Raw genomic sequence first — 18,791 nt, 5'->3', positions numbered from 1 at the left:
TCCTAATACTTTCTAATAGATATCCAATTTATAGTAAATCACTATCATGAATTTACAGGACAAACCCTCTTTTGTGTCGAATTAAACTAATTAGAAGGGAGATGTGAAAATGAATAAAGAGAGTCTATTGAAGAACCTTCGACTTGCAACAAGAGGGAATTACTTTTTAATCAACATTAAAAATTCCTTAGAAAATGATATAAATATGATTGAAAAACTGGCCAAAGAACTCGAACTAGAAGGAAAAATTAAACTAAAAGATTGCACACAACTTGATGAATCAATTTTTTTAAGTGGAATTTTGAAGTATGCATCCAATTAAATTGGATGCTTCAGACTGCCCGAAAACGCTCGCTTTCTTCGTTGCTTCGCCTGTCTGCGGTGCTCATTACCATCTAGGGTAACTTAAGCTCCTCACCAGGCTTCGCGCCTCGAAAGACAAGCGCTTGCAATCAGTCTGAAAATCAGATTTTTTGTACTTTGTAGACACACTGATGCATCCAATTAAAATTTGGATGCTTTTTTAGTGAATTATTAATGGGCATTAAAAGGGGAAAAAAATTGAAGAACAATCGGGGTGGTTGTGTCTTCTTAAAATAAGGAGTTTGAATTAAAAATTGGAAATTCTAATCACATTACTAGAAGTTTACTAGATTATTTTTCAACTGAATAAAAGTTCTTTTGCTTGAATATCTGTAATCCCTTTAACTAAACTAAGTTCACTTATTAATAATTTACTTGCATTTCCTAACATCTGTTTTTCACTTGAATTAAGAGATTTTCCTTTTTCTATACGCAATAAATCACGTACTACTTCTGCACCTTCTTCAATATTACCGGTTTTCATTTTCTCTGTATTTAGCTTAAATCTCTGTTTGTATGAAAGAGAATGATCAGATTCTCCATTATGAAAATTATTTAATACATTGTCGATTGTATGTGAGTCCACAACCATACGAATTCTTGAAATATCCATTTTTGAAATTGGAATCATTACTTCCATATTTTTTAAGAGTAATCTTATAATAAAATACTGCTGTATTTCACCTTGCACTTCTTTTTCTTCGATCGATTCAATTGTACCGGCCCCTTGCATTGGATAAAAAATACTATCACCAACTTCAAACATATTCTACACCCCCATTTAATTTCTAACCAATTTAAGCATAACATTTATTATATTTTTGTCAAAATAAATATCTTATCACTATTAAATATTTCTCGTCAATAATAAACTGGTTTTATTAGTATTTTTTTAATTTTAGTTGAACAAGTTCAAGGCTTGAAAGAACTGTTAGGCTATCTGTAGAAGGAATTTTATTAAATGCGAAGAAAACTAATAGATAGTATAAATAATCTTCCAAAGGATGATTCGAATTGAAAAAATTGTTATTTATATTAACTTTTTTTCTCCTTACCGCTTGTACTCACATTGGTCATAAAGAAGATGTTAAAGGAGAAGTTGATGTTAAAGGAGAAGTTGATGTTAAAGGTGTTATTTCTAAGATCGATAACAATGGGAAACGAGTTTTAGTCGATGATAAAAAAACTGGTTTAATATGGGTAACATTAAACGAAAATGACAATATAAAAAAATACGAAGAAGGCCAGGAAATTGTTGTCTGGATTGACGGGGGTATAAGAGAATCATATCCTGCTCAAGCTAAGGCATTACATATTGAAATTCCAAAATGAAACCAATAGAATTTTCAAACTTAATGAGCTAACGTATGCTTAGTTGAATATATTTAACTCTTTTTTTAAATGAAAAGTAATGTCCTTGTTGGACTACCTCGTAAGTCCAACAAGATAAAGGCGATGCCATCAAAAAGCATCGCCATCTATTAATTCCAATGTTTAAGTTCCTATTTTTTACTTATTGTGACTTTTTTGAGCTTTTAGTCCATTTTCTCCAGCAAATTCTGCATCTGCTTTTGTTGGTAGAGCATTTTTATTATTCTTTAATTGGTTATTCTTATTTTTACCCATTTTTTCACCAACCTTGAAGTTAAAATTAGTTATTCCTATAAGGATGCCACCTATTACTAAACACCATAATTTTTTCGTTATCGGCACCCACAATTTTAGTTTACTTTCTTTTTTATATGCTGATTCCTTGCTTAAATAGTTCACTCATGACTGGTTGACTTTCCTCTTCCGTAAGAACTAAATCACCAATTACCATTGCTTGACTTTTTTTAAAAAGCCACCCAGCCACCTAAAGCTAATCCTGAACGAATAGGTTTATCTTTAACAGTTACTTTCAAATCATTCCGTGGAAGGCTTATATAAAAGATTTCATCTGGTTTCATGACACCTGTCCTTCCAATTTCTTTTTCTACAAGTTGCCATTCAGGTAAAAGATTTCTTGAACCTGAGTAGTAAGGAGAATCAGATTTTTTCGCGTCAGTAACGCTAGTGAATGAAAAATCAGAGATTAAAACTACAACTAAAAAAACTGTTACTATTCTGGATTTAAATAGAGACATTAGGGGCATAAAATAACTCTCCTTTAATGAAAATGGAATTATTTAAAATCCCTAATTGATAACTTTCTTATACAACTAACCTGCCATTTGGTTGCACAAAAAAGAGCCGCCGAAGCAACCCATGTTTTTCAACTAAAGCATTAGTTCGTATTATAAGGTCATCCAGTTTTATTTACTGGTTGACCATTTTTTATATGGTCTTATGATTAAGTAGTCGGGGCAGAACGAAGCATTAGTGGGGCTTAGACCCCGTCAACTAAACAGTTCACCCCCTACTTATAGAAACATGCTTTGGGCTGGTTGGGACAAAGATCCCGAATAACAAGCGAACCTATGACACTATAAGGGAGTATTTGGGGAACCGATAAATTTAATAGTTTTAGGAGGAGATAGTTTATGAATCCAGTAGTTGGTCTGGATGTCGCAAAAGGAGAAAGTCAAATACAAGCTTTTTTAGATAGAAAGACTCCTTCTAAAAAAAGTTTTAAAATTTCACATACAGTTGAAGGGTTTAAGCAGCTACATCAATTTTTACAGAGTATCGAAGAAAAAGCCAATTCAAAACCAGTATTAATAATGGAATCGACAGGACATTACCATTCTCCAGTTATGCAGTTCTTAGATAGCTTAAATTATATTTACATCGTTATTAATCCATTAATCTCTTATCGAGCTAAAAGTTCGAGCTTAAGAAAGGTTAAGACTGATGTCATCGATGCGTACCACCTCTGCGAGCTATATTACAAAGAAGAGTTAGAGCCACATAAAAAACGTGGTGCACAGTTACTAAACCTGCGAAATTTAACCAGACAGCACGATCATTTAACAGGTATTAGTTCTCAGGCAAAACTACATTTTTTAGCGATTCTAGATCAAGTGTTTCCTGAATATCGAGGTGTATTTGGAGATTTGTATTCTAATGTTTCACTCTTAACTTTACTGGAGTTTCCTTCATCTGAAGCTGTGTTACAAGCAGGTGAAGATCAACTAGCTAAACGAATCGCATCTTTATGTACTAGTCGTTCTAAACAATGGGCAAACGAAAGAGCTAAGCTTTTAATTACTGCGGCTGAAAAAAATCCGTTTCAAGTAAATCTTTATAGGAGCCTTATTATTTCGCTTGAGATGCATATTAAAATGGTTCTTCAATACAAAGAACATCTATCCAATTTAAAAGCAGAGATAGATGTCCTCGTCAAAGAAATTGAAGAATATACTATCATCCAATCGATTCCAGGTATCGGAAAAAAAATCGCGGCAACGATTATCTCTGAAATTGGTGAAATTGATCGGTTTGATAATCCTAAAAAACTTGTGGCTTTCACTGGTGTTGACCCGAGTGTCTTTGAATCTGGAAAATTCACAGCCAGTAGAAACCGTATTACAAAACGTGGTTCTAGTCGATTGAGACATGCGTTATTTATGGCTGTTCGGTGTGCAATTCGTGATAATCGTAAGAATAAGACAACAGACGAAATCATCCCAAGAAATAAGCGAATGCGACAATTTTATGATAAAAAGCGTGAAGAAGGAAAACCATTTAGAGTAACAGTTATTGCTTGTATAAACAAACTATTACATTGGATTTATGCCCTGTTAAAAAGCAAAACGACTTTCCAAGATCTAGCTTAAAATCTGAATCAACTTCAATTACCATAATCTTCCAATTTTTGAATAAGTGGAAGATTATTTGGCATGTCAAAAATAGTATAACATGAGTCCCAAAATTTTTTTATTGAAAATTATTGACAAACTATTAGCTGGTTTAGTTGAATATGTATTTTTATCTACTTCTTAACTCTTTTAAAATTTCAGATAAAAAATAAGTAATTGCAGCAAGACAAAAAGGCACAAAAATGAATTGTATTAACGATAAAATAAACCCCATAAACTAACTTCCTCTCGTTGTATATTTTTATTAATTAGTTAATTAGTTCGATAAAAATTATAAATCACCTTGTTCAAATAATCTGCCATTATGTTGAATAAAAAAAGAGTCACATTTAACGACTCAAGTTATACAAATAATGCAAGCTTTAGTTGCATAAAAAATTCAAAATATATGTATCGAAAAAGTTGTTTAATTTGCAATTATTTTGCCGTAATAAAATTAAATATCAAAAATAAAGGAAATATCTTCCTGACAGTCGAATATTTGCCTAGAACCATAATTAACTATTCCGATGAGGAGGATTCTTGTGCGTCCACGACCATTATTTATTGAAAATCCAGAGCATGATAGGTATGTTAGTCTTGTGCCAGATGGAGATATTATAGAAATACTTAGTAAGCAACGAACTAAGACCATTACCCTCTTAAGCAGCGTATCAGAGGACTCAGCAAGGAAGGCGTACGCACCAGGGAAATGGACCTTAAAAGAAGTGATTGGGCATATGACCGACTCGGAACGTGTGATGTCGTATCGAATGCTTGCCATTGCACGAAATGAAAGTGCACCACTCCCAGCAATGGATCAGGATCAATACGTTTCTGCGGCAAACTTCAACAAATTATCCTGGGAGCAGCTACTAGCTGGTTTAGACACGGTACGCTCCAACACGTTAAGCCTTATTTCAACAATCGATGACGCAGCGTGGGATCGTAATGGAACTGTAATGAACAGTCCAGTTTCGTTAGGTACCATTGCATATGGCATTGCCGGGCACGAGTTACACCATATGAAAGTGATTAGTGATAAATACTTATAAGTCTTTTCTATTAATGAAAAAACCTAATTTGTTATATAGGGTGCGTTAGTTGAATAAACAGCAAAAAAGGATCTTCTTAGAAGGTCCTTTTTTTATTGCCGATAGGAGTAGTCATTCTGTTTTTTCTTTTGACAAAGCGCTTAACATATCTGCCATTTTGCTATCCAAATAAACCAGCTTTTGTACGATTAATAAAAGTTCCTTATCCATCAGCGCAGAGTCATGTTCAGTTAGTTTTTTTATTTGGTCACGCATTAGACCATTAACTACCAAAAGATCCATTAAGGTTTCGTTTTTTTTTGCTTTTAGTAAAGTCATTTTACTACCACCTTTCAGTCTTTTATAAATAAATTCAACTTAATTTGGTAGTTTCCTCTAGACAAATTCCTTCAATTATTGCAAACCATGTGAATTTAATGTTTTTTTAATTAGATTTGCCTTTTTTTAATAGACTTTCAGATAATTCTTTTGATGTTCCTTTAAATCAGGAGATAGAAGCTCATTGCGTTAGTTTTCTACTTTATATTCATGGCTTTAATATCTTTTCCAGTCTTACTCGTTTAATAAAATCATCTAATGCCTCTTCTTCATTACCATAATGGGCAATTGATGTTTCTACAATACTCGCTCTCTCATCAGTTGCACAAACAACCCACTTAGTATCCTCTTTATAAATTAGAACCACATTTGGACCGATATCTTTTTGATAAAACCAGTTATAATATTTTAATCCTTCTTCTGAAAGGATTCGTTTTGCCTCATCTCTTGTCATATTAAAATTATCCTCCTTATTTTATTTGTTTTTACTAACTTCAATACTTTTAAATTGTTCGACTCTTAAACGAAGTTGTGTTTGTGAACCACCTTTTTACCCGTACCATTATCGTTAAAGATTAATATACATATTTTAATATTCTTTAATGAACTAATATCTCTTGAATAAGAAAAAGCTACCGAAGCAGCTTTTAGGTGGTTCAATTATTGTATGTATTAGTTATAAAAAAATTCTGCAATGTTGTAGGTCATTTATAATACAAAAATTGGATAGAAATAGAAGAAATCATTTCTGAAGGATCCTTACTTTACAATTAGAATTCTTCCGTTGATGGAACGATACATACACGTGTTGAAACAGCACGTAATGCGATTAAGTGAATCATTTCATTAACTGTTGTGCAGCAATCTGACAGAATCTTCACATCGTATTTCTCAGCTGTTTTTGATATTGCTGTATGGGTAACACAATTTTGTGTCATCATACCACAAATTAATAATTCTGTTGCACCTAATTCAGTTAAAATACTTTCTAACTTAGTTTGATAGAATCCATCTGCAAATGCCTTTTTAATAATTTTAGCATTCGGTGCAACTTTTTTAATTGTTGGGTGTATATCAGCACCTTCTGTTCCCTCGTTTAAAAATGGAGAACTGCTATCTGCAATATGTTGAATAAGTACAACAGGAATATCTTTGTCATTTGCTTTTTGAATTGCATTTTCAATATTCGTTAATGTAGCATCTGTATTCCATAATGGAAATTTTCCTGCAGGGAAGTAATCATTTTGTATATCCATTACAATTAATACTTTACTCATTGTTGTTTCCTCCTTTAAACCTATCTTAAAAGTCAGTTACTTGGCGAACAGTACTACCACAATAGCATTATTTTCTATGTTTTATTTCATTTACGATTTCGATTGCAAAATGTCCAAGGTTCCCCTTACTGTATGAACGTACTACTTCTGGAAAAAGTGATGTTAGGACTCTGTTTTTATATTCAACTGGGAGGTTTTTCTTTGCAAACTCTTCTTCGAGCTCGATGGCTGCTTTGACTGCTTGATAGGTAGCAGTCTTGTTAACTGTCATTACTATTTCTTCACTGTCTCTTTTCACCTCTCCAAGAACTCGAAATAACGCTAAAATCCCATCAGGTAAGGAATGTTCTGTAATAAATAATCCATCCCCATGTTCATATAAGTCGTTGGAATGACCCATATATTTCATACCAGCAATAGATAAGTCAGGAAATTTGCTACTAAGCTCATTTGTATTCAAAGCGGTTGCCATATTGATTAAGTAAGTATTCTCAAGGGGGAATTGTGGAGAAACGAGTTTAGAAATAAATGGAACCACAGAATCTGAAGGCAGAGCCAAAATACAAACACTTAATTCATTAATTTCTTCTTTCTTAATTAGATATCCATTTGAATAACGAGCAATGAAGTGCTCAGCTTTTGACTGATTAGGGTGATAAACGCCAATTGGTATTTGTTGATCACACCAATGTTTCATCAACGCATTACCCAATTTTCCAATACCCACTAAGCCAATCCGGTTCTGTTTCCCTAAAAGAAGATGTTTCAATAGAGTTCCTCCTTTAATATAAATTACTATTTTTTACATACAACTTAAAGTTCTTTACTCTAATTGTATATTCCTTCTTTATATCCTTACTGCCTCAGGGCAAAATAAAAAGGCTGTATCAACCTTTTATTCTCTAACTAATGAATGTGTTCGTATTATATGTTTTTTTATAATGATAGCCGGGGTAGAACGTTGCATGCGTGAGGCTTTGGCCACCACAACTAAACAGTTCACCCACTATTTGTTGAAGCATTAGAGCTGGTTAGGCTTAGATCCCTTATAACAAGCAAACCTATGAAACTACAAAAAGGACGAAGGGTTACCAGTGAATTTATTTTAGTGGGCGATCATTTATGAATCTAGCAGTCTAATGCATACCTTGTTTATAGCTGTTAAATGTGACATTCGAAATCGTCGTAAAAAGTAAACTATCGATGAAATCATCCCAAGAAATAAAAATTACCTGAATTTTTCGACATTAAACGTAGTGCCGATCATGTTGTTCAACTAATACTTGTTTTAGTTGAATTAGTTTATTAAGAATTTAGCAGTAGCATACTACTTTACTCGAAAAGATGGTGCAATAATCGATCCCTATCTTCAAAAAACTGTTTCATAATTGAATAATAATTCGTGTCTTCTAATTTCGATTCACTCATTCCTTTTTCTGTAAGCTGAATAATTTTAGCATTCGGGTAAGCCATAATAACAGGAGAATGGGTAGAGATAATAAACTGAGAACCTTGATTAACAAGTTCGTTAATTCTAGCTAACATCGACATTTGTCTTAATGGAGACAAGGCTGCTTCAGGCTCATCTAATATATATAAACCATTACCTTGAAAACGCTCCATAAATGCAGAGAAAAAAGATTCACCATGAGATTGTTCATGTAATGATTTTCCTCCATAAGAATCAATTATCTTAGGACCAGAGAATGGTTGCTTATCTAATTCCTCTATATTGGTTGCTATATTATAAAAAGTTTCTGCTCTAAAGAAAAAAGAATCCTTTGCCCTGTTTACTCCTTTTACTATTTTGAGATATTCATCCAAATTTGAGTGGGAGTCATAACTAGAAAAATTAAAGTTTAACGTACCACCTTCTGGATTAAATCCTAAAGCTATAGCAATCCCCTCAAGTAATGTTGACTTACCCATTCCATTTTCTCCAATAATATAAGTAACACTCGGATGAAACGTTATTTCTTGAAAATTCCGAATGACTGGGAGATTAAGCGGGAATTGATCATATGAATATATTTGCTCATTTTTAAGATTTACAGACCTAATGTATTGAGATTCTTGATTTAATTTCACAAATATACACCTCGTTTTATCTTCAAACCTTTTAAAATAATTATGTCCTTGAGGTACTTGTCATATTGAACTAAACAATGCTTTAGTTTAATAGTTTCTTATTCGTTTTTCTTTTTACGACATAGTCCCAAATGGAATAGACAGCACTTTGTGCAAATAGCAAGCAAAGTATCCAAACACTAATATTTTGCAAATTCGAATTTGTGACTATGATAACAACAGGAACAAAGATTAAGCTAATTACTAAAAATTTTATCATTTTATCCTCTCTGACCTTTTTACTGTAATACCAATATTTTACAAATGTTTTAACTAATATTATTAATTCTATATTAAAGATAATAGTCCTTTTCTTAACTAAGCCAAACCATGGGCATAGTCTGACGCTTAATTTGAGTTCCTCTTTCCGAACTTCTTTAATTAATTAGTTTTACACCATTGATAATAATCGCAACCATCCCAATCAATGAAACGATTACCCACCAGTTCTTTTGCTTTTTCTTATAGTGAAGTGCTACAAAGAAAATAATTACTCCGAGGATGATACTAGCAATAGAACTATATAATTCTACCTGTGAGTTTGCACTATTTAAAAAGATACTATCTAACTTTTCCTTCATGAACAATTCCTCCTTACAGTTAAAAGACCGAATCGGCTAAAAGCATTTGTCAACTGCGCTTGCGTTAGTTGTATAAACTATTTAGTTATGTAAGTTATTATCCCTATTCTTTTTCTCGAGAGAATAAACAGAAGCAAAAAGAAATATCATAGCTATTCCAACACCAATAATCACTGAATAATCAAAATAATCTTTAAGTGCCATACCTCCAGAAATAGATGCAGTAAACAATAGCAAAAAGAAAACTGTATAATTCTTTTTCTTAATTCTCCATCACCCCTTTGGTATATTTTACCATAAATATGTAATTTCTTATTAAACTATATAATGCTTTAGTTGAATAACTACTGGGAGTCGATCATCGGCTCCTATTTTTTTGTTTAAAGGTTCTAAGAATAACATAACAGTAAGATGGATAATTATGGTAAAATTTAAGCAAGAAGATTCGTTGACTGCTTGCTACATTTTAAAATATCTGAATGCAACTATGAATTATTAACAAAGGGGATAGAGCTTTGAAAAAAATTCTAATTTTATTATTATATGTTACCAATCTTTTATTAGTGTCTGCTTGTCAAAATGCGTACAAAGGTAAATATGTTAGATGGGGTGACTCAATAAAAAGTGTCAACGTGAAGAAGCTTAAAGAAAATAATATTCCTTATAAAGTTAAAAATAATAAAGTCTACATTCCTGAGGATGCTGCAAGTGATGCTGTGCTGTGTTGCTCATAAGGTATCATGCAATAGTTACAGAAAAAGAGCCACTTATATAACTACCATGGGAGTACGATATAAACTTCCATGGTAATTGAATTAGATTTTCTTCCACTATCTTTTTCGATTTTCGTACCAAAGTTGAAATTTGTTAAATATTTTTATTCCTATATAACCGTCCAATACTGTAATTAGTAATGCAATGATTATCATACTTATTCCAGTACTATCACCCGTAACAATAGGTTCGAGTAATCCGAAAACTAGAGATAAAAGGATAGGTAAAGTTATACCAAGCCATACAGCAGGAAAAATAATAGCCATATTTATCCACCTAATTTTAATGTATTTTATCCAAGCTTAACAATATTTCTTATTGAACTTTACATCAATAAAAAAACGAGCTGCAAGCAACTCGTGATCTTCAACTAAAGCATACGCTAGTTGAATAAGAGTTTTTTTAAATTATCTAATGAGAAAATCTATTTTAGTTTAAAAAACATTTTAATTTATAAGTCACTAAATTAAAATAAACCACACACAGTAAACTTAACTAAAATGTGAGTTTAAGCTGTGCGGTTTTTATTCCTACTTTTATATATCCTTTCCGCAACGAATCCGATAACAAAACCAAAGATAATTGGATTCAATGAACCATCAAAGGTAAATCCGCCATTTGAGGTTACCTCAAAATTGAACCATTTTAAATATTCGATGTTAAACAAATAACCACATAAGTATAATGTAAAAGTTGTAACAATAAATAAAATTACAGGAATCCAGAAAGTTTTCTTTTTCATTCAAATACCACCCTTAATTTAAATTTTGGTAAATTATTACATTTTATTATTATAAATATAATACCATGATTAACTTAATTAGTCTTATGAACTAAACTGTCATTTTGTTGTCGTAAGTTGCATAAGGAATTGGATAATAAAAGATAAATTTACACTTCAGGTGGAATTTTAAATGTAACGTTACCTTCTCCATCTAAAAATTCCATACGGGGAATATCATTTTCATCTACTACCATTCTGATTCTAGTTTTTCCTTTACTATCTGATAGTTGAACTGTTACTTCTCCTTTCAAATTTTTACCCATAAAGGCGCGAGGTGTATTTCCTTCCCAAATATTTTCTAACTCTTTATCAATTTCCTCATCAGTTAATTCAGAGTTTTGTATTTTATGTGTTTTTTCTACAAGGTCTGGTAAAGGTGTATTAGGTCTATCATATATTGAAATCCCATAATTTCTTTGCCCATTCTCATCAATATTATGCATTTGTACGACTTGATCTTGTTTATACTGATCAAAGGTTAATTATGCGTAGGATTCATAGTTTCCCATTTCATCTTTTTTACTTCCATATATAAGTCCTCCACACTCATCACCTTCTCTGTTATAAAACATTAATCCAGCAATAGGATCTTTCTGCCTATGACCTGGAAGAAAATCTTTTCCATCCATAATTTCAGGTGGAATGTTATCATTATTAAAAATTCTCATTCTTACTGTTCCATCTTTATCAACAATATTTATATTTTCAACATTAATGCTTTTGAATTCAGACATAAAAAATCCTCTATTTAATCATATATAGGAGTTTCTATATAAACCCATTATTTTCCTTTCCCTTAAACTTCTTAATAAAATTCTTATTGAACTATCCTCCCATTTTGTTGAATAAGAAAATCAACTAAACAGCCGATCTTGTTGTTCAACTAATGCTATCGTTAGTTCTATTAGAAAATTTTTCTTCAAATTTTATAAACAACACCTTTTATGTCATTCCATTCATAAGTAAGGAGATTTAATACAACACCTGCAATCTTTATCTTTTCTGTTTTTAATAATTCAGCACCATAATACTCATAAAAAAAACGAGTTTTATTGTCTTCTAATACTTCGACAAACACCTTATTAAAATCCAGCTTTTCAAATTGTAAAAAAAGTTGTTTCATTAATTCTTTACCAATGCCTTTTCCTTGAAATTCTTCAAGTAGATAAATAGACGTTAAATCTCCAGAATTGTTGACTTTATTTGTTTCTCTTTTACCACAAGTTCCAAATCCAATAATATCTCCATCGTTATTTTCTGCTACGTAAATATAATTACTTTCATCAGAAAAATTCTGCTTCCAAGATTCAGTTCTTTGATCATATGATAAACTTTGCAAAAAATTATCTGGTAGTATATTTCTATAAGTAGTTCTCCAACTATCAACGTGTACCTTAGCTATACCTTTTGCATCTTTTAGATTAGCCTTTCTAATATTCACTTAGTCCACCTCATATTTTTAAGAATTAAATATATATATTAAATTAAATTCTTCGATAGTCCTTCTACTTTTATGAACTTACCACCAGTAAACAAAACAAAAATAGACTAACTAAGTAGTCTATGGCTATGCAACTATTGCATGAGGTAGTTCAATAAGAACGATCAATTACTTTCTTCAAATAAGCCTTAAAAATTTCTACATTCCAATTATTCCTTTTTGCTGACTCAACTGATTCCTCGGCATACTCAACTGCCTTTTTATGATCAACGTGCATTGCTACTTTTGAAAGAACCTTATAAACTTGTGGGACGTCTTGGAATTGCAATACCTTTTCCATTATATTCAAGGATTCACTATACCTTCCTTGAGACATGTATAAATTCCCTAGTAAACTAAATAGTAACGAAGCATTTACAAAATAATCTCCTCGTTTATCTAGATAAAGACGCATCTGTATTTCTGCTTCTTGTTCTTTTTTGTCTGCTAAGAGTTGTTCGAATTCCTTTATTTTTTCAATATTATCATTAAATTTTGTATGATATATCTTTAAATTAAGTGAGGTTAGTTCATAAAGGCTTTTGAAAAGTCCTCTGTTTTTTTCGTTTGATCGACAAGATTGCTAACAATTTTTTCATCATAATGATGAATGAGATATTCAACTGCAAACATCATCAATAAATAGGTACTAGGTTTATATGCACCTGTTTTTTCTGGTTTTATGTTCATTAACGGTTGCGTCTTATAATTTTCTGAAAGTTCATCGAGCGGGATAGGAGCAAGATTCTGTGCAAATGAACTAGCCATTCCTTCATCTATCCAATACCATTTTATAACTAGCTTTTTTCTATTGAATATTATATAGATCAGAGTGTAGATAATAAGATAAAAAGGTGTTGTCAGAATGGATTTCCCTACTATTCAAACTAATTTTTGGGACGCTATATTTGCAGTTCCAATTGTAATGTTGTTAACTCAACTATTAAAAATATTTTTAAAAATTAAAAGAAAGTATGTACCGATAATAGCATTAGTATTGGCATTATGTATTTCAGTTTTTATAAGCCATCGACATCATCTTTTCGCTGGTATTTTTATGGGTTGGTTTTACGGCTATGCTGCTATCGGTTCTTATTCTTCTTTAAAAACTGCCATAAAGTCTTTTAGAAGTGAAAATAATGAAGATTAATTTTTAAAATTCAAAGTCAAGTGATTAATAAAACCATTTATATAGAAGTGTTTTTATTTAATGTTTAATGACTTACATTTTAGGCAAAAAAGAAGAATAGGAAAGAAGAATTAATTTCTTCATTTTCTATCCTTTTTTGTACTACTTCATTTACTACAATAACATTTTTAGTACTTAATTAAATTAACCCAGCCTTCGTTGAATATGGATGTTTAAGCATTGACTAATAACTGCCACATCCGTTTAAGAAATTAAAAAGACCTGGCAAGGCGGAATCCAAGGTCGTCTATGCAAAATGACGGATGGCTACGACGACGACATGAAGCTCCACAACCTCTAGCTTCCTCTGCCCAGCTTCCACCTCGAAAAATTCGGTAGGACCCATAGACTTGTTCATCATATAAATCCCAACACCACTCCCAAACATTTCCTAACATATCATACAGACCCCATGCATTTGGTTCCTTTTTTCCTACTTCATGGATTTTATCTCCAGAATTTTCATTATACCAGGCAATTTTATCAAGTTCACCGTATCTATAACCAGTAGTCCCTGCTTTACACGCATATTGCCACTCTGCCTCTGTAGGAAGTCTATAGCCATCTGATTCCCAATCACAAAATATGCTTTCGCCATCATAACTTATTGAATAACACTCTTGCAGTCCTGCTTTCTGTGAAAGTAGATTACAAAAAGAAATTGCGTCATTCCAAGTAATATTCACAACTGGTTTTAGATCACTGTCAAAAGTATTAAGTGATCTATTTGTTATAGTATTGTATATACCTTTAGTTACAGGATACTGGGCAAGAAGAAATGGTCTTATTTCAGTTTTCCATTTACTTTTTGTTCTATCGTCTCTTAATTCTATATCTCCCCTTGGAATTTTTACCATTTGATCGTCAATGTAACTCTTAATTTCATTTGACACTCTGCCTTCCTCCTAATAATCGGGATTTAATAAAAATCACCTCATTAAGAACCATAAAATCAATTCAAAAATTACGTTGGTTTTTTATAGATAAAAATCCGTTAGGAAAATAAAAAGGATTGCAAAGCAGCATATTCCTTATTCAACTATCATAGGAGAACGATATAAACTTCCATTCACTGTTGTGATTCTATGGATTCATGGATCACTAATTCATACTTTTGTTGAATAAGTAAGATTTAGTGCTAATAAAGGTTAAGAAGGTTTAAAGTAAAAATTCTTAACAATAATATATATGCTATGTAATAAAATTGAAAAAAAAGCACCTTACAATAGTGAAAGATAATTGAATTTGGATTCCTTATACAGTTAAAAATAATAAAATCTACATTCCTGAGGATGCTGCAAGTGATGCTGTGCTGTGTTGCTCTTAAAGTATCTCGAATTACTTTTTTCATAGATGATTCTGTTTTTTCTAATTCATAAATTGTTCTTGAAGTAATTGGATTGTCTTTGCATCAAGTTTGTATACTTTTCCACTGTTGCCTGATACCAAACTTTGATAATAATTTACAGTAAATTCCTCTTTCTTCCCTACATCATTGATAAACCATAATGTTAAGTTAGACGCTTGCGCTTCGATCTGACCAGATTGCAATTTTTTTGCTTTGAATCCTTTTTCAATTTCCTCAATTAAATCACGGTCTGTATCTGCCGTACGAATAACCGTATCGATACTTGTTATCCCAATAACCGCAACAGTTTGAGGATTTTTACTTTCTGTTTTCGTATTCATTGAACATCCGAATAAAATTAGCGTACAACTTAATAAAATGAAAATTTTCTTCATATAAAACCTCCAGTCTTAATCATTACACTCGATATTCATATTTTAATTCTTCGGAAATTTTCAGTAAATTGGGGGTTTTTTTGCTTGGATACTTGCAAAATTAACTAAATATTGAATGTTTATTATGTCGAAAGTCTTAAAAATATATAGAACAAGCTACATTCTAGCTAAATTTAATGTGACATCAAACAAAAAACTTGGGGGAATTTTAATTCATTCTAATAACATGATAAATTTACTAATTTGTATATGTAACCACTACTGGAGTTAATATCTTTGAACTTCCTACTAATGCATTGCTTTAGATAAGTATGTATTTTTCCATATCTTCCTATTTCTTAGAGGAGGTGTTCTTTTTAAATATACCATAGAGAAAAAGTGCAACTCCTCCTCCTAAAGCAACGGTAAAATTTGAAATTCTTAAAGTTTCATTCATTATAAATGCTATCACTAAAAAGGAGATTACAAATGAAATACTCAGTAAAAAATTTATAAATAAAGATTTACTTGGTAACATATTTTACTCCAATTTTTTCATTCTCTTTGAAATTAAATTCTCTATATTTACTGCGAATCCCACTTTTTTACATAAATCTTTATTTATCTCTGTACTTTTCTATTTCTTCTTCTATATATTTATCATTAAAATGAGTGTCATTTTGTTTTAGATTAATTTTTATTAAGAGTCTAAGTTTGTTATTGATACTTATTATTGCCCAAGTAAAAAAAGCAACAGCGCATAACATAATAAACGATATTAAAACAAACCCATCTCCCATAAAATCCCCCCGTAAATGGTTTGATTCACATTACCAACACTATAATCTTATTCAGCTTTACTACCATTTACTTCAAAAAAAATAAGCTGCCGTAGCAACTTATATTGTCCAACTTACGCATGCGTTAGCCATCCATGAATCCTTGTATTCACAACATTGAATGGAAGTTTATATCGTACTCCCATGGTAGTTGCATAAAGGTGATATTCAACAATCGGGTCACATACTGAAATAGAGATCAATGAAATAACTAAACTTTTACATTAATGAAATTGACTTTTTATTACGGTTAACATTGACAATAACTCTTGAAATCAATGTCTGTTAATACTAGTTACCTATTTTTCTATTTAGAGTTTTTGCTTGACGTATCAGACTGTTCCGGGTTAAGATGAGTTCAATTAAATGAAACGTGTTTTCTCCAAAGGGGAGTAGCTAATACAGCAAAGTCGTCATTACGGGATTTAAATCCTCGGCTTTGCTGGCAATTGCGATTGTAAGCGAGACCTTTGCCAATGTAGTTGGTAAAGGTCTTTTATGTTTAACACCTTTACCGGCTAATTGGTAAAGGTGTTTTTTCATTTTCGAAAAAAATTATTCGTTTTTTTTCCAAAGGAGGATTCCAAAGTTTCAGGAAAGTCGGTAACAGAAGGGAGCACGACCATGTCTAAACTTTCAAAATACTAAAAAGCACTGTATTGATAAAAGGAATAAAAATGGCAAAAAAACTGATCTCTATCATCATGAATGAACTTAGAAAGAGAAAAGGAAAAAAGAGGTTTTAGATACCTTATAAAAAATTTATTAAAAGAAGGTGATCGATGATGAGAAAAACGATTAAACTGTCATTTAAACAGTTGGTGTTGGAAAACAAAAAGGAACTAATGAGTAATGAGAAGGAAATGGAGAAAATTGAGAAGAAAATTGAAGACAAGTATTCACAATCTTCTAAATGACAAATAGAATGTAGGCAATCTTTCAGGAAATAGCTGGTATCATTAATCAAATTAAACAATTAGGACAGTAAAAACGAGGGGGGATTTTTTTGTTTAAACGTATTTCTTTATTTATTTTTATTAATATTTTAGTAGGTATTACAATTACTATTATTACATCATTATTTGGTATTCAAAGTTATCTAATTAGTGGTGAATACCTGTTTCTAATTGCCTTTAGTTTAATTGCAGGTTTTAGCGGTGCGATCATCTCTTTATTAATATCTCGTATGATGGCAAAATGGTTAATGAATGTTCAATTAATTGATGAACGTTCTCCACAAAGTGAACATGAATTGTTTATATTAGAAGAAACTTACCGTTTAGCAAGAATTGCAGGGTTAAAAAGGATGCCACAAGTAGGTATTTATCATTCTGCAGAAGTTAACGCATTTGCTACTGGACCAAGCAAAAATCGTTCATTAGTTGCGGTTTCAAGTGGGATGTTACAATCAATGGATCGTAACGCAATTAGTGGAGTTATTGCTCACGAAATTGCTCATATAAAAAATGGTGATATGGTTACCACAACATTATTACAAGGGATAATTAATACATTTGTTATTTTCCTTTCACGTTTAGTTGCTAAAATTGTATCAAATTTTGTTCGAGAAGAGTTAACGTCAGTTGTTTACTTCATTTGTTCGATGATATTTGAAATTATTTTTAGCATTTTAAGTAGTCCAATTATTTTCTGGTATTCTAGAAGAAGAGAGTTTAAAGCAGACCGATTAGGTGCCGAACTTGGTGGAAAAGATAACATGATCCACGCTTTGAAATCCCTACAACACAATCTTAACAAAGTAGACAATAGCCAAAAATCTATTGCAGCTTTTAAAATTAGTGGTAAAGAGAAATTTTCTAAGTTATTCTCTACACACCCACCTTTAGAAAAACGTATCGAATGTTTAAACTCATTATAATATATAAAAGGATGTCTACGATTATAGGTGTAGATATCCTTTTTAATAAGATTTAAAAGCTTTGTAATAAATTATTTGCTCAACTAAGACTAATTTGCCATTTTGTTGAATAAAAAAAATCAACTAGATAGCTGATCTTGTTGTACAACTAATTTATTAGTAATACAAGGAAAACAAAAGAGCCCTCATGATAGAAGGCTCTTTTCCTATTCCCCAGTTTCAGCAAATTGTTTGATACGATTTCCGATTTGGTCACGAACTCTTTGGAATACGTTCCATTCTTGACCTGCCGGATCATCAAATCCCCAATGAACACGTTTTACATGTGGTAGAGTTACTGGACATACATCATTCGCATGGCCACATAAAGTCACTACCAAATCTGCATTGTTTAAGATGTTATTATTGATTACATCTGAAGTTTGATTTCGGATATCAATGTTAACTTCATCCATTGCTTTAATTGCATTTGGATTTACACCATGTGCTTCGATTCCAGCTGATAAGACATTCCATTCATTTCCTAAATATTGTTTCCCCCAAGCTTCTGCCATTTGGCTGCGGCAGGAGTTTCCAGTACATAAGAAGTAAATTGTTTTTTTATTATTTGCCATGTCTATTTCA

30 protein-coding genes are annotated in these 18,791 nt (G+C 31.6%); 9 read left to right on the top strand and 21 right to left on the bottom strand.

Annotated elements, in window-relative coordinates; translation table 11 throughout:
- Positions 1 to 109 precede the first annotated feature (109 nt).
- Positions 110 to 322 (top strand): hypothetical protein, encoded by a 213-nt coding sequence (locus tag ACSBO6_RS08220; protein WP_098847223.1) that lies wholly within the window; start codon positions 110 to 112, stop codon positions 320 to 322.
- Between the two features lie 339 nt (positions 323 to 661).
- Here ACSBO6_RS08220 and ACSBO6_RS08215 read toward each other — a convergent pair whose 3' ends face one another.
- The gene (locus tag ACSBO6_RS08215) at positions 662 to 1,129 is read right to left on the bottom strand and encodes a CarD family transcriptional regulator (RefSeq protein WP_098847225.1); all 468 of its coding nucleotides are present in this window, start codon (positions 1,127 to 1,129) and stop codon (positions 662 to 664) included.
- Between the two features lie 248 nt (positions 1,130 to 1,377).
- On the opposite strand from ACSBO6_RS08215, the gene ACSBO6_RS08210 reads away from it, so the two are divergent.
- Positions 1,378 to 1,695: a DUF3221 domain-containing protein gene (locus ACSBO6_RS08210; protein ID WP_498844467.1), complete on the top strand. Its 318-nt coding sequence runs from the start codon at positions 1,378 to 1,380 to the stop codon at positions 1,693 to 1,695.
- Positions 1,696 to 2,101: 406 nt separating this feature from the next.
- Here the strand turns inward: ACSBO6_RS08210 and ACSBO6_RS08205 are convergent, their stop codons facing one another.
- Together ACSBO6_RS08205 and ACSBO6_RS08200 are read right to left on the bottom strand one after the other, a co-directional pair.
- Positions 2,102 to 2,218, bottom strand: a complete 117-nt coding sequence (locus tag ACSBO6_RS08205; protein ID WP_098847234.1) for a DUF1259 domain-containing protein — start codon at positions 2,216 to 2,218, stop codon at positions 2,102 to 2,104.
- A complete protein-coding gene (locus ACSBO6_RS08200; protein WP_098847236.1) occupies positions 2,199 to 2,498 on the bottom strand; it encodes a DUF1259 domain-containing protein in 300 nt (99 codons plus the stop codon). The genes ACSBO6_RS08205 and ACSBO6_RS08200 overlap by 20 nt, the downstream gene beginning before the upstream one ends.
- A gap of 387 nt (positions 2,499 to 2,885) precedes the next feature.
- Between ACSBO6_RS08200 and ACSBO6_RS08195 the strand changes: the two genes are divergently transcribed.
- Both ACSBO6_RS08195 and ACSBO6_RS08190 read left to right on the top strand, forming a co-directional pair.
- Complete coding sequence (locus ACSBO6_RS08195) at positions 2,886 to 4,121, top strand: IS110 family RNA-guided transposase (RefSeq protein WP_498843339.1); 1,236 nt, start codon at positions 2,886 to 2,888, stop codon at positions 4,119 to 4,121.
- A gap of 566 nt (positions 4,122 to 4,687) precedes the next feature.
- Positions 4,688 to 5,197, top strand: coding sequence for a DinB family protein (locus ACSBO6_RS08190; protein WP_098848203.1), 510 nt, complete (start codon positions 4,688 to 4,690; stop codon positions 5,195 to 5,197).
- 111 nt (positions 5,198 to 5,308) lie between these two features.
- Here the strand turns inward: ACSBO6_RS08190 and ACSBO6_RS08185 are convergent, their stop codons facing one another.
- The 7 genes from ACSBO6_RS08185 to ACSBO6_RS08155 all read right to left on the bottom strand — a co-directional run bounded on the left by ACSBO6_RS08185 (position 5,309) and on the right by ACSBO6_RS08155 (position 9,500).
- Positions 5,309 to 5,515, bottom strand: coding sequence for a hypothetical protein (locus ACSBO6_RS08185; protein WP_498844466.1), 207 nt, complete (start codon positions 5,513 to 5,515; stop codon positions 5,309 to 5,311).
- 208 nt (positions 5,516 to 5,723) lie between these two features.
- On the bottom strand, positions 5,724 to 5,969 hold the full coding sequence (locus ACSBO6_RS08180) for a hypothetical protein (RefSeq protein WP_098848205.1): 246 nt from the start codon (positions 5,967 to 5,969) through the stop codon (positions 5,724 to 5,726).
- A 316-nt stretch (positions 5,970 to 6,285) separates the two neighbouring features.
- The gene (locus ACSBO6_RS08175) at positions 6,286 to 6,792 is read right to left on the bottom strand and encodes a cysteine hydrolase family protein (RefSeq protein ID WP_498844465.1); all 507 of its coding nucleotides are present in this window, start codon (positions 6,790 to 6,792) and stop codon (positions 6,286 to 6,288) included.
- Between the two features lie 67 nt (positions 6,793 to 6,859).
- Entirely contained in the window at positions 6,860 to 7,561 is a 702-nt protein-coding gene (locus ACSBO6_RS08170) for an NAD(P)-binding domain-containing protein (protein WP_498844464.1), read from the bottom strand.
- Between the two features lie 563 nt (positions 7,562 to 8,124).
- Entirely contained in the window at positions 8,125 to 8,880 is a 756-nt protein-coding gene (locus tag ACSBO6_RS08165) for an AAA family ATPase (protein ID WP_498844463.1), read from the bottom strand.
- Positions 8,881 to 8,962: 82 nt separating this feature from the next.
- A complete protein-coding gene (locus tag ACSBO6_RS08160; protein ID WP_180233014.1) occupies positions 8,963 to 9,139 on the bottom strand; it encodes a hypothetical protein in 177 nt (58 codons plus the stop codon).
- A 157-nt stretch (positions 9,140 to 9,296) separates the two neighbouring features.
- Entirely contained in the window at positions 9,297 to 9,500 is a 204-nt protein-coding gene (locus ACSBO6_RS08155; protein WP_098848208.1) for a hypothetical protein, read from the bottom strand.
- 515 nt (positions 9,501 to 10,015) lie between these two features.
- Between ACSBO6_RS08155 and ACSBO6_RS08150 the strand changes: the two genes are divergently transcribed.
- A complete protein-coding gene (locus tag ACSBO6_RS08150; RefSeq protein ID WP_498844462.1) occupies positions 10,016 to 10,234 on the top strand; it encodes a hypothetical protein in 219 nt (72 codons plus the stop codon).
- Between the two features lie 96 nt (positions 10,235 to 10,330).
- Here ACSBO6_RS08150 and ACSBO6_RS08145 read toward each other — a convergent pair whose 3' ends face one another.
- The 7 genes from ACSBO6_RS08145 to ACSBO6_RS08115 all read right to left on the bottom strand — a co-directional run bounded on the left by ACSBO6_RS08145 (position 10,331) and on the right by ACSBO6_RS08115 (position 13,306).
- A complete protein-coding gene (locus ACSBO6_RS08145) occupies positions 10,331 to 10,540 on the bottom strand; it encodes a hypothetical protein (RefSeq protein WP_098848210.1) in 210 nt (69 codons plus the stop codon).
- 242 nt (positions 10,541 to 10,782) lie between these two features.
- Positions 10,783 to 11,016 carry a hypothetical protein gene (locus ACSBO6_RS08140; protein WP_498844461.1) on the bottom strand — a complete coding sequence of 78 codons (234 nt, stop codon included), beginning with the start codon at positions 11,014 to 11,016 and terminating at the stop codon, positions 10,783 to 10,785.
- A gap of 149 nt (positions 11,017 to 11,165) precedes the next feature.
- A complete protein-coding gene (locus ACSBO6_RS08135) occupies positions 11,166 to 11,501 on the bottom strand; it encodes a hypothetical protein (RefSeq protein WP_498844460.1) in 336 nt (111 codons plus the stop codon).
- 39 nt (positions 11,502 to 11,540) lie between these two features.
- Positions 11,541 to 11,792 carry a hypothetical protein gene (locus tag ACSBO6_RS08130; RefSeq protein ID WP_286138484.1) on the bottom strand — a complete coding sequence of 84 codons (252 nt, stop codon included), beginning with the start codon at positions 11,790 to 11,792 and terminating at the stop codon, positions 11,541 to 11,543.
- Between the two features lie 185 nt (positions 11,793 to 11,977).
- Positions 11,978 to 12,499 (bottom strand): GNAT family N-acetyltransferase, encoded by a 522-nt coding sequence (locus ACSBO6_RS08125; RefSeq protein ID WP_098848212.1) that lies wholly within the window; start codon positions 12,497 to 12,499, stop codon positions 11,978 to 11,980.
- Between the two features lie 151 nt (positions 12,500 to 12,650).
- Positions 12,651 to 12,953: a tetratricopeptide repeat protein gene (locus ACSBO6_RS08120; protein ID WP_098848213.1), complete on the bottom strand. Its 303-nt coding sequence runs from the start codon at positions 12,951 to 12,953 to the stop codon at positions 12,651 to 12,653.
- 110 nt (positions 12,954 to 13,063) lie between these two features.
- Positions 13,064 to 13,306 carry a hypothetical protein gene (locus ACSBO6_RS08115; protein WP_098848214.1) on the bottom strand — a complete coding sequence of 81 codons (243 nt, stop codon included), beginning with the start codon at positions 13,304 to 13,306 and terminating at the stop codon, positions 13,064 to 13,066.
- A gap of 97 nt (positions 13,307 to 13,403) precedes the next feature.
- Here ACSBO6_RS08115 and ACSBO6_RS08110 point away from each other — a divergent pair, with 97 nt between their 5' ends.
- Positions 13,404 to 13,688 (top strand): hypothetical protein, encoded by a 285-nt coding sequence (locus ACSBO6_RS08110; protein WP_098848215.1) that lies wholly within the window; start codon positions 13,404 to 13,406, stop codon positions 13,686 to 13,688.
- A gap of 251 nt (positions 13,689 to 13,939) precedes the next feature.
- On the opposite strand, the gene ACSBO6_RS08105 is transcribed toward ACSBO6_RS08110, so the two are convergent.
- Positions 13,940 to 14,584, bottom strand: coding sequence for a formylglycine-generating enzyme family protein (locus ACSBO6_RS08105; RefSeq protein WP_498844664.1), 645 nt, complete (start codon positions 14,582 to 14,584; stop codon positions 13,940 to 13,942).
- A 386-nt stretch (positions 14,585 to 14,970) separates the two neighbouring features.
- Here ACSBO6_RS08105 and ACSBO6_RS08100 point away from each other — a divergent pair, with 386 nt between their 5' ends.
- Positions 14,971 to 15,054, top strand: coding sequence for a hypothetical protein (locus ACSBO6_RS08100; RefSeq protein ID WP_498844663.1), 84 nt, complete (start codon positions 14,971 to 14,973; stop codon positions 15,052 to 15,054).
- 41 nt (positions 15,055 to 15,095) lie between these two features.
- Here the strand turns inward: ACSBO6_RS08100 and ACSBO6_RS08095 are convergent, their stop codons facing one another.
- The gene (locus ACSBO6_RS08095; protein WP_498844459.1) at positions 15,096 to 15,470 is read right to left on the bottom strand and encodes a hypothetical protein; all 375 of its coding nucleotides are present in this window, start codon (positions 15,468 to 15,470) and stop codon (positions 15,096 to 15,098) included.
- Positions 15,471 to 16,066: 596 nt separating this feature from the next.
- Positions 16,067 to 16,249, bottom strand: coding sequence for a hypothetical protein (locus ACSBO6_RS08090; protein ID WP_098848219.1), 183 nt, complete (start codon positions 16,247 to 16,249; stop codon positions 16,067 to 16,069).
- Between the two features lie 821 nt (positions 16,250 to 17,070).
- Here ACSBO6_RS08090 and ACSBO6_RS08085 point away from each other — a divergent pair.
- Positions 17,071 to 17,205, top strand: a complete 135-nt coding sequence (locus tag ACSBO6_RS08085; protein WP_098848220.1) for an FbpB family small basic protein — start codon at positions 17,071 to 17,073, stop codon at positions 17,203 to 17,205.
- A gap of 89 nt (positions 17,206 to 17,294) precedes the next feature.
- A complete protein-coding gene (htpX, locus tag ACSBO6_RS08080; protein WP_098848221.1) occupies positions 17,295 to 18,167 on the top strand; it encodes a protease HtpX in 873 nt (290 codons plus the stop codon).
- 206 nt (positions 18,168 to 18,373) lie between these two features.
- On the opposite strand, the gene arsC is transcribed toward htpX, so the two are convergent.
- Complete coding sequence (gene arsC, locus ACSBO6_RS08075) at positions 18,374 to 18,781, bottom strand: arsenate reductase (thioredoxin) (protein WP_098848222.1); 408 nt, start codon at positions 18,779 to 18,781, stop codon at positions 18,374 to 18,376.
- Between the last annotated feature and the right edge of the window lie 10 nt (positions 18,782 to 18,791).

This window comes from Bacillus sp. AL-1R, from assembly GCF_052180195.1.
In the GTDB taxonomy this organism is placed as follows: Bacteria; Bacillota; Bacilli; order Bacillales; family Bacillaceae_G; genus Gottfriedia.
This window is presented reverse-complemented; position numbering and strand designations above follow the sequence as displayed.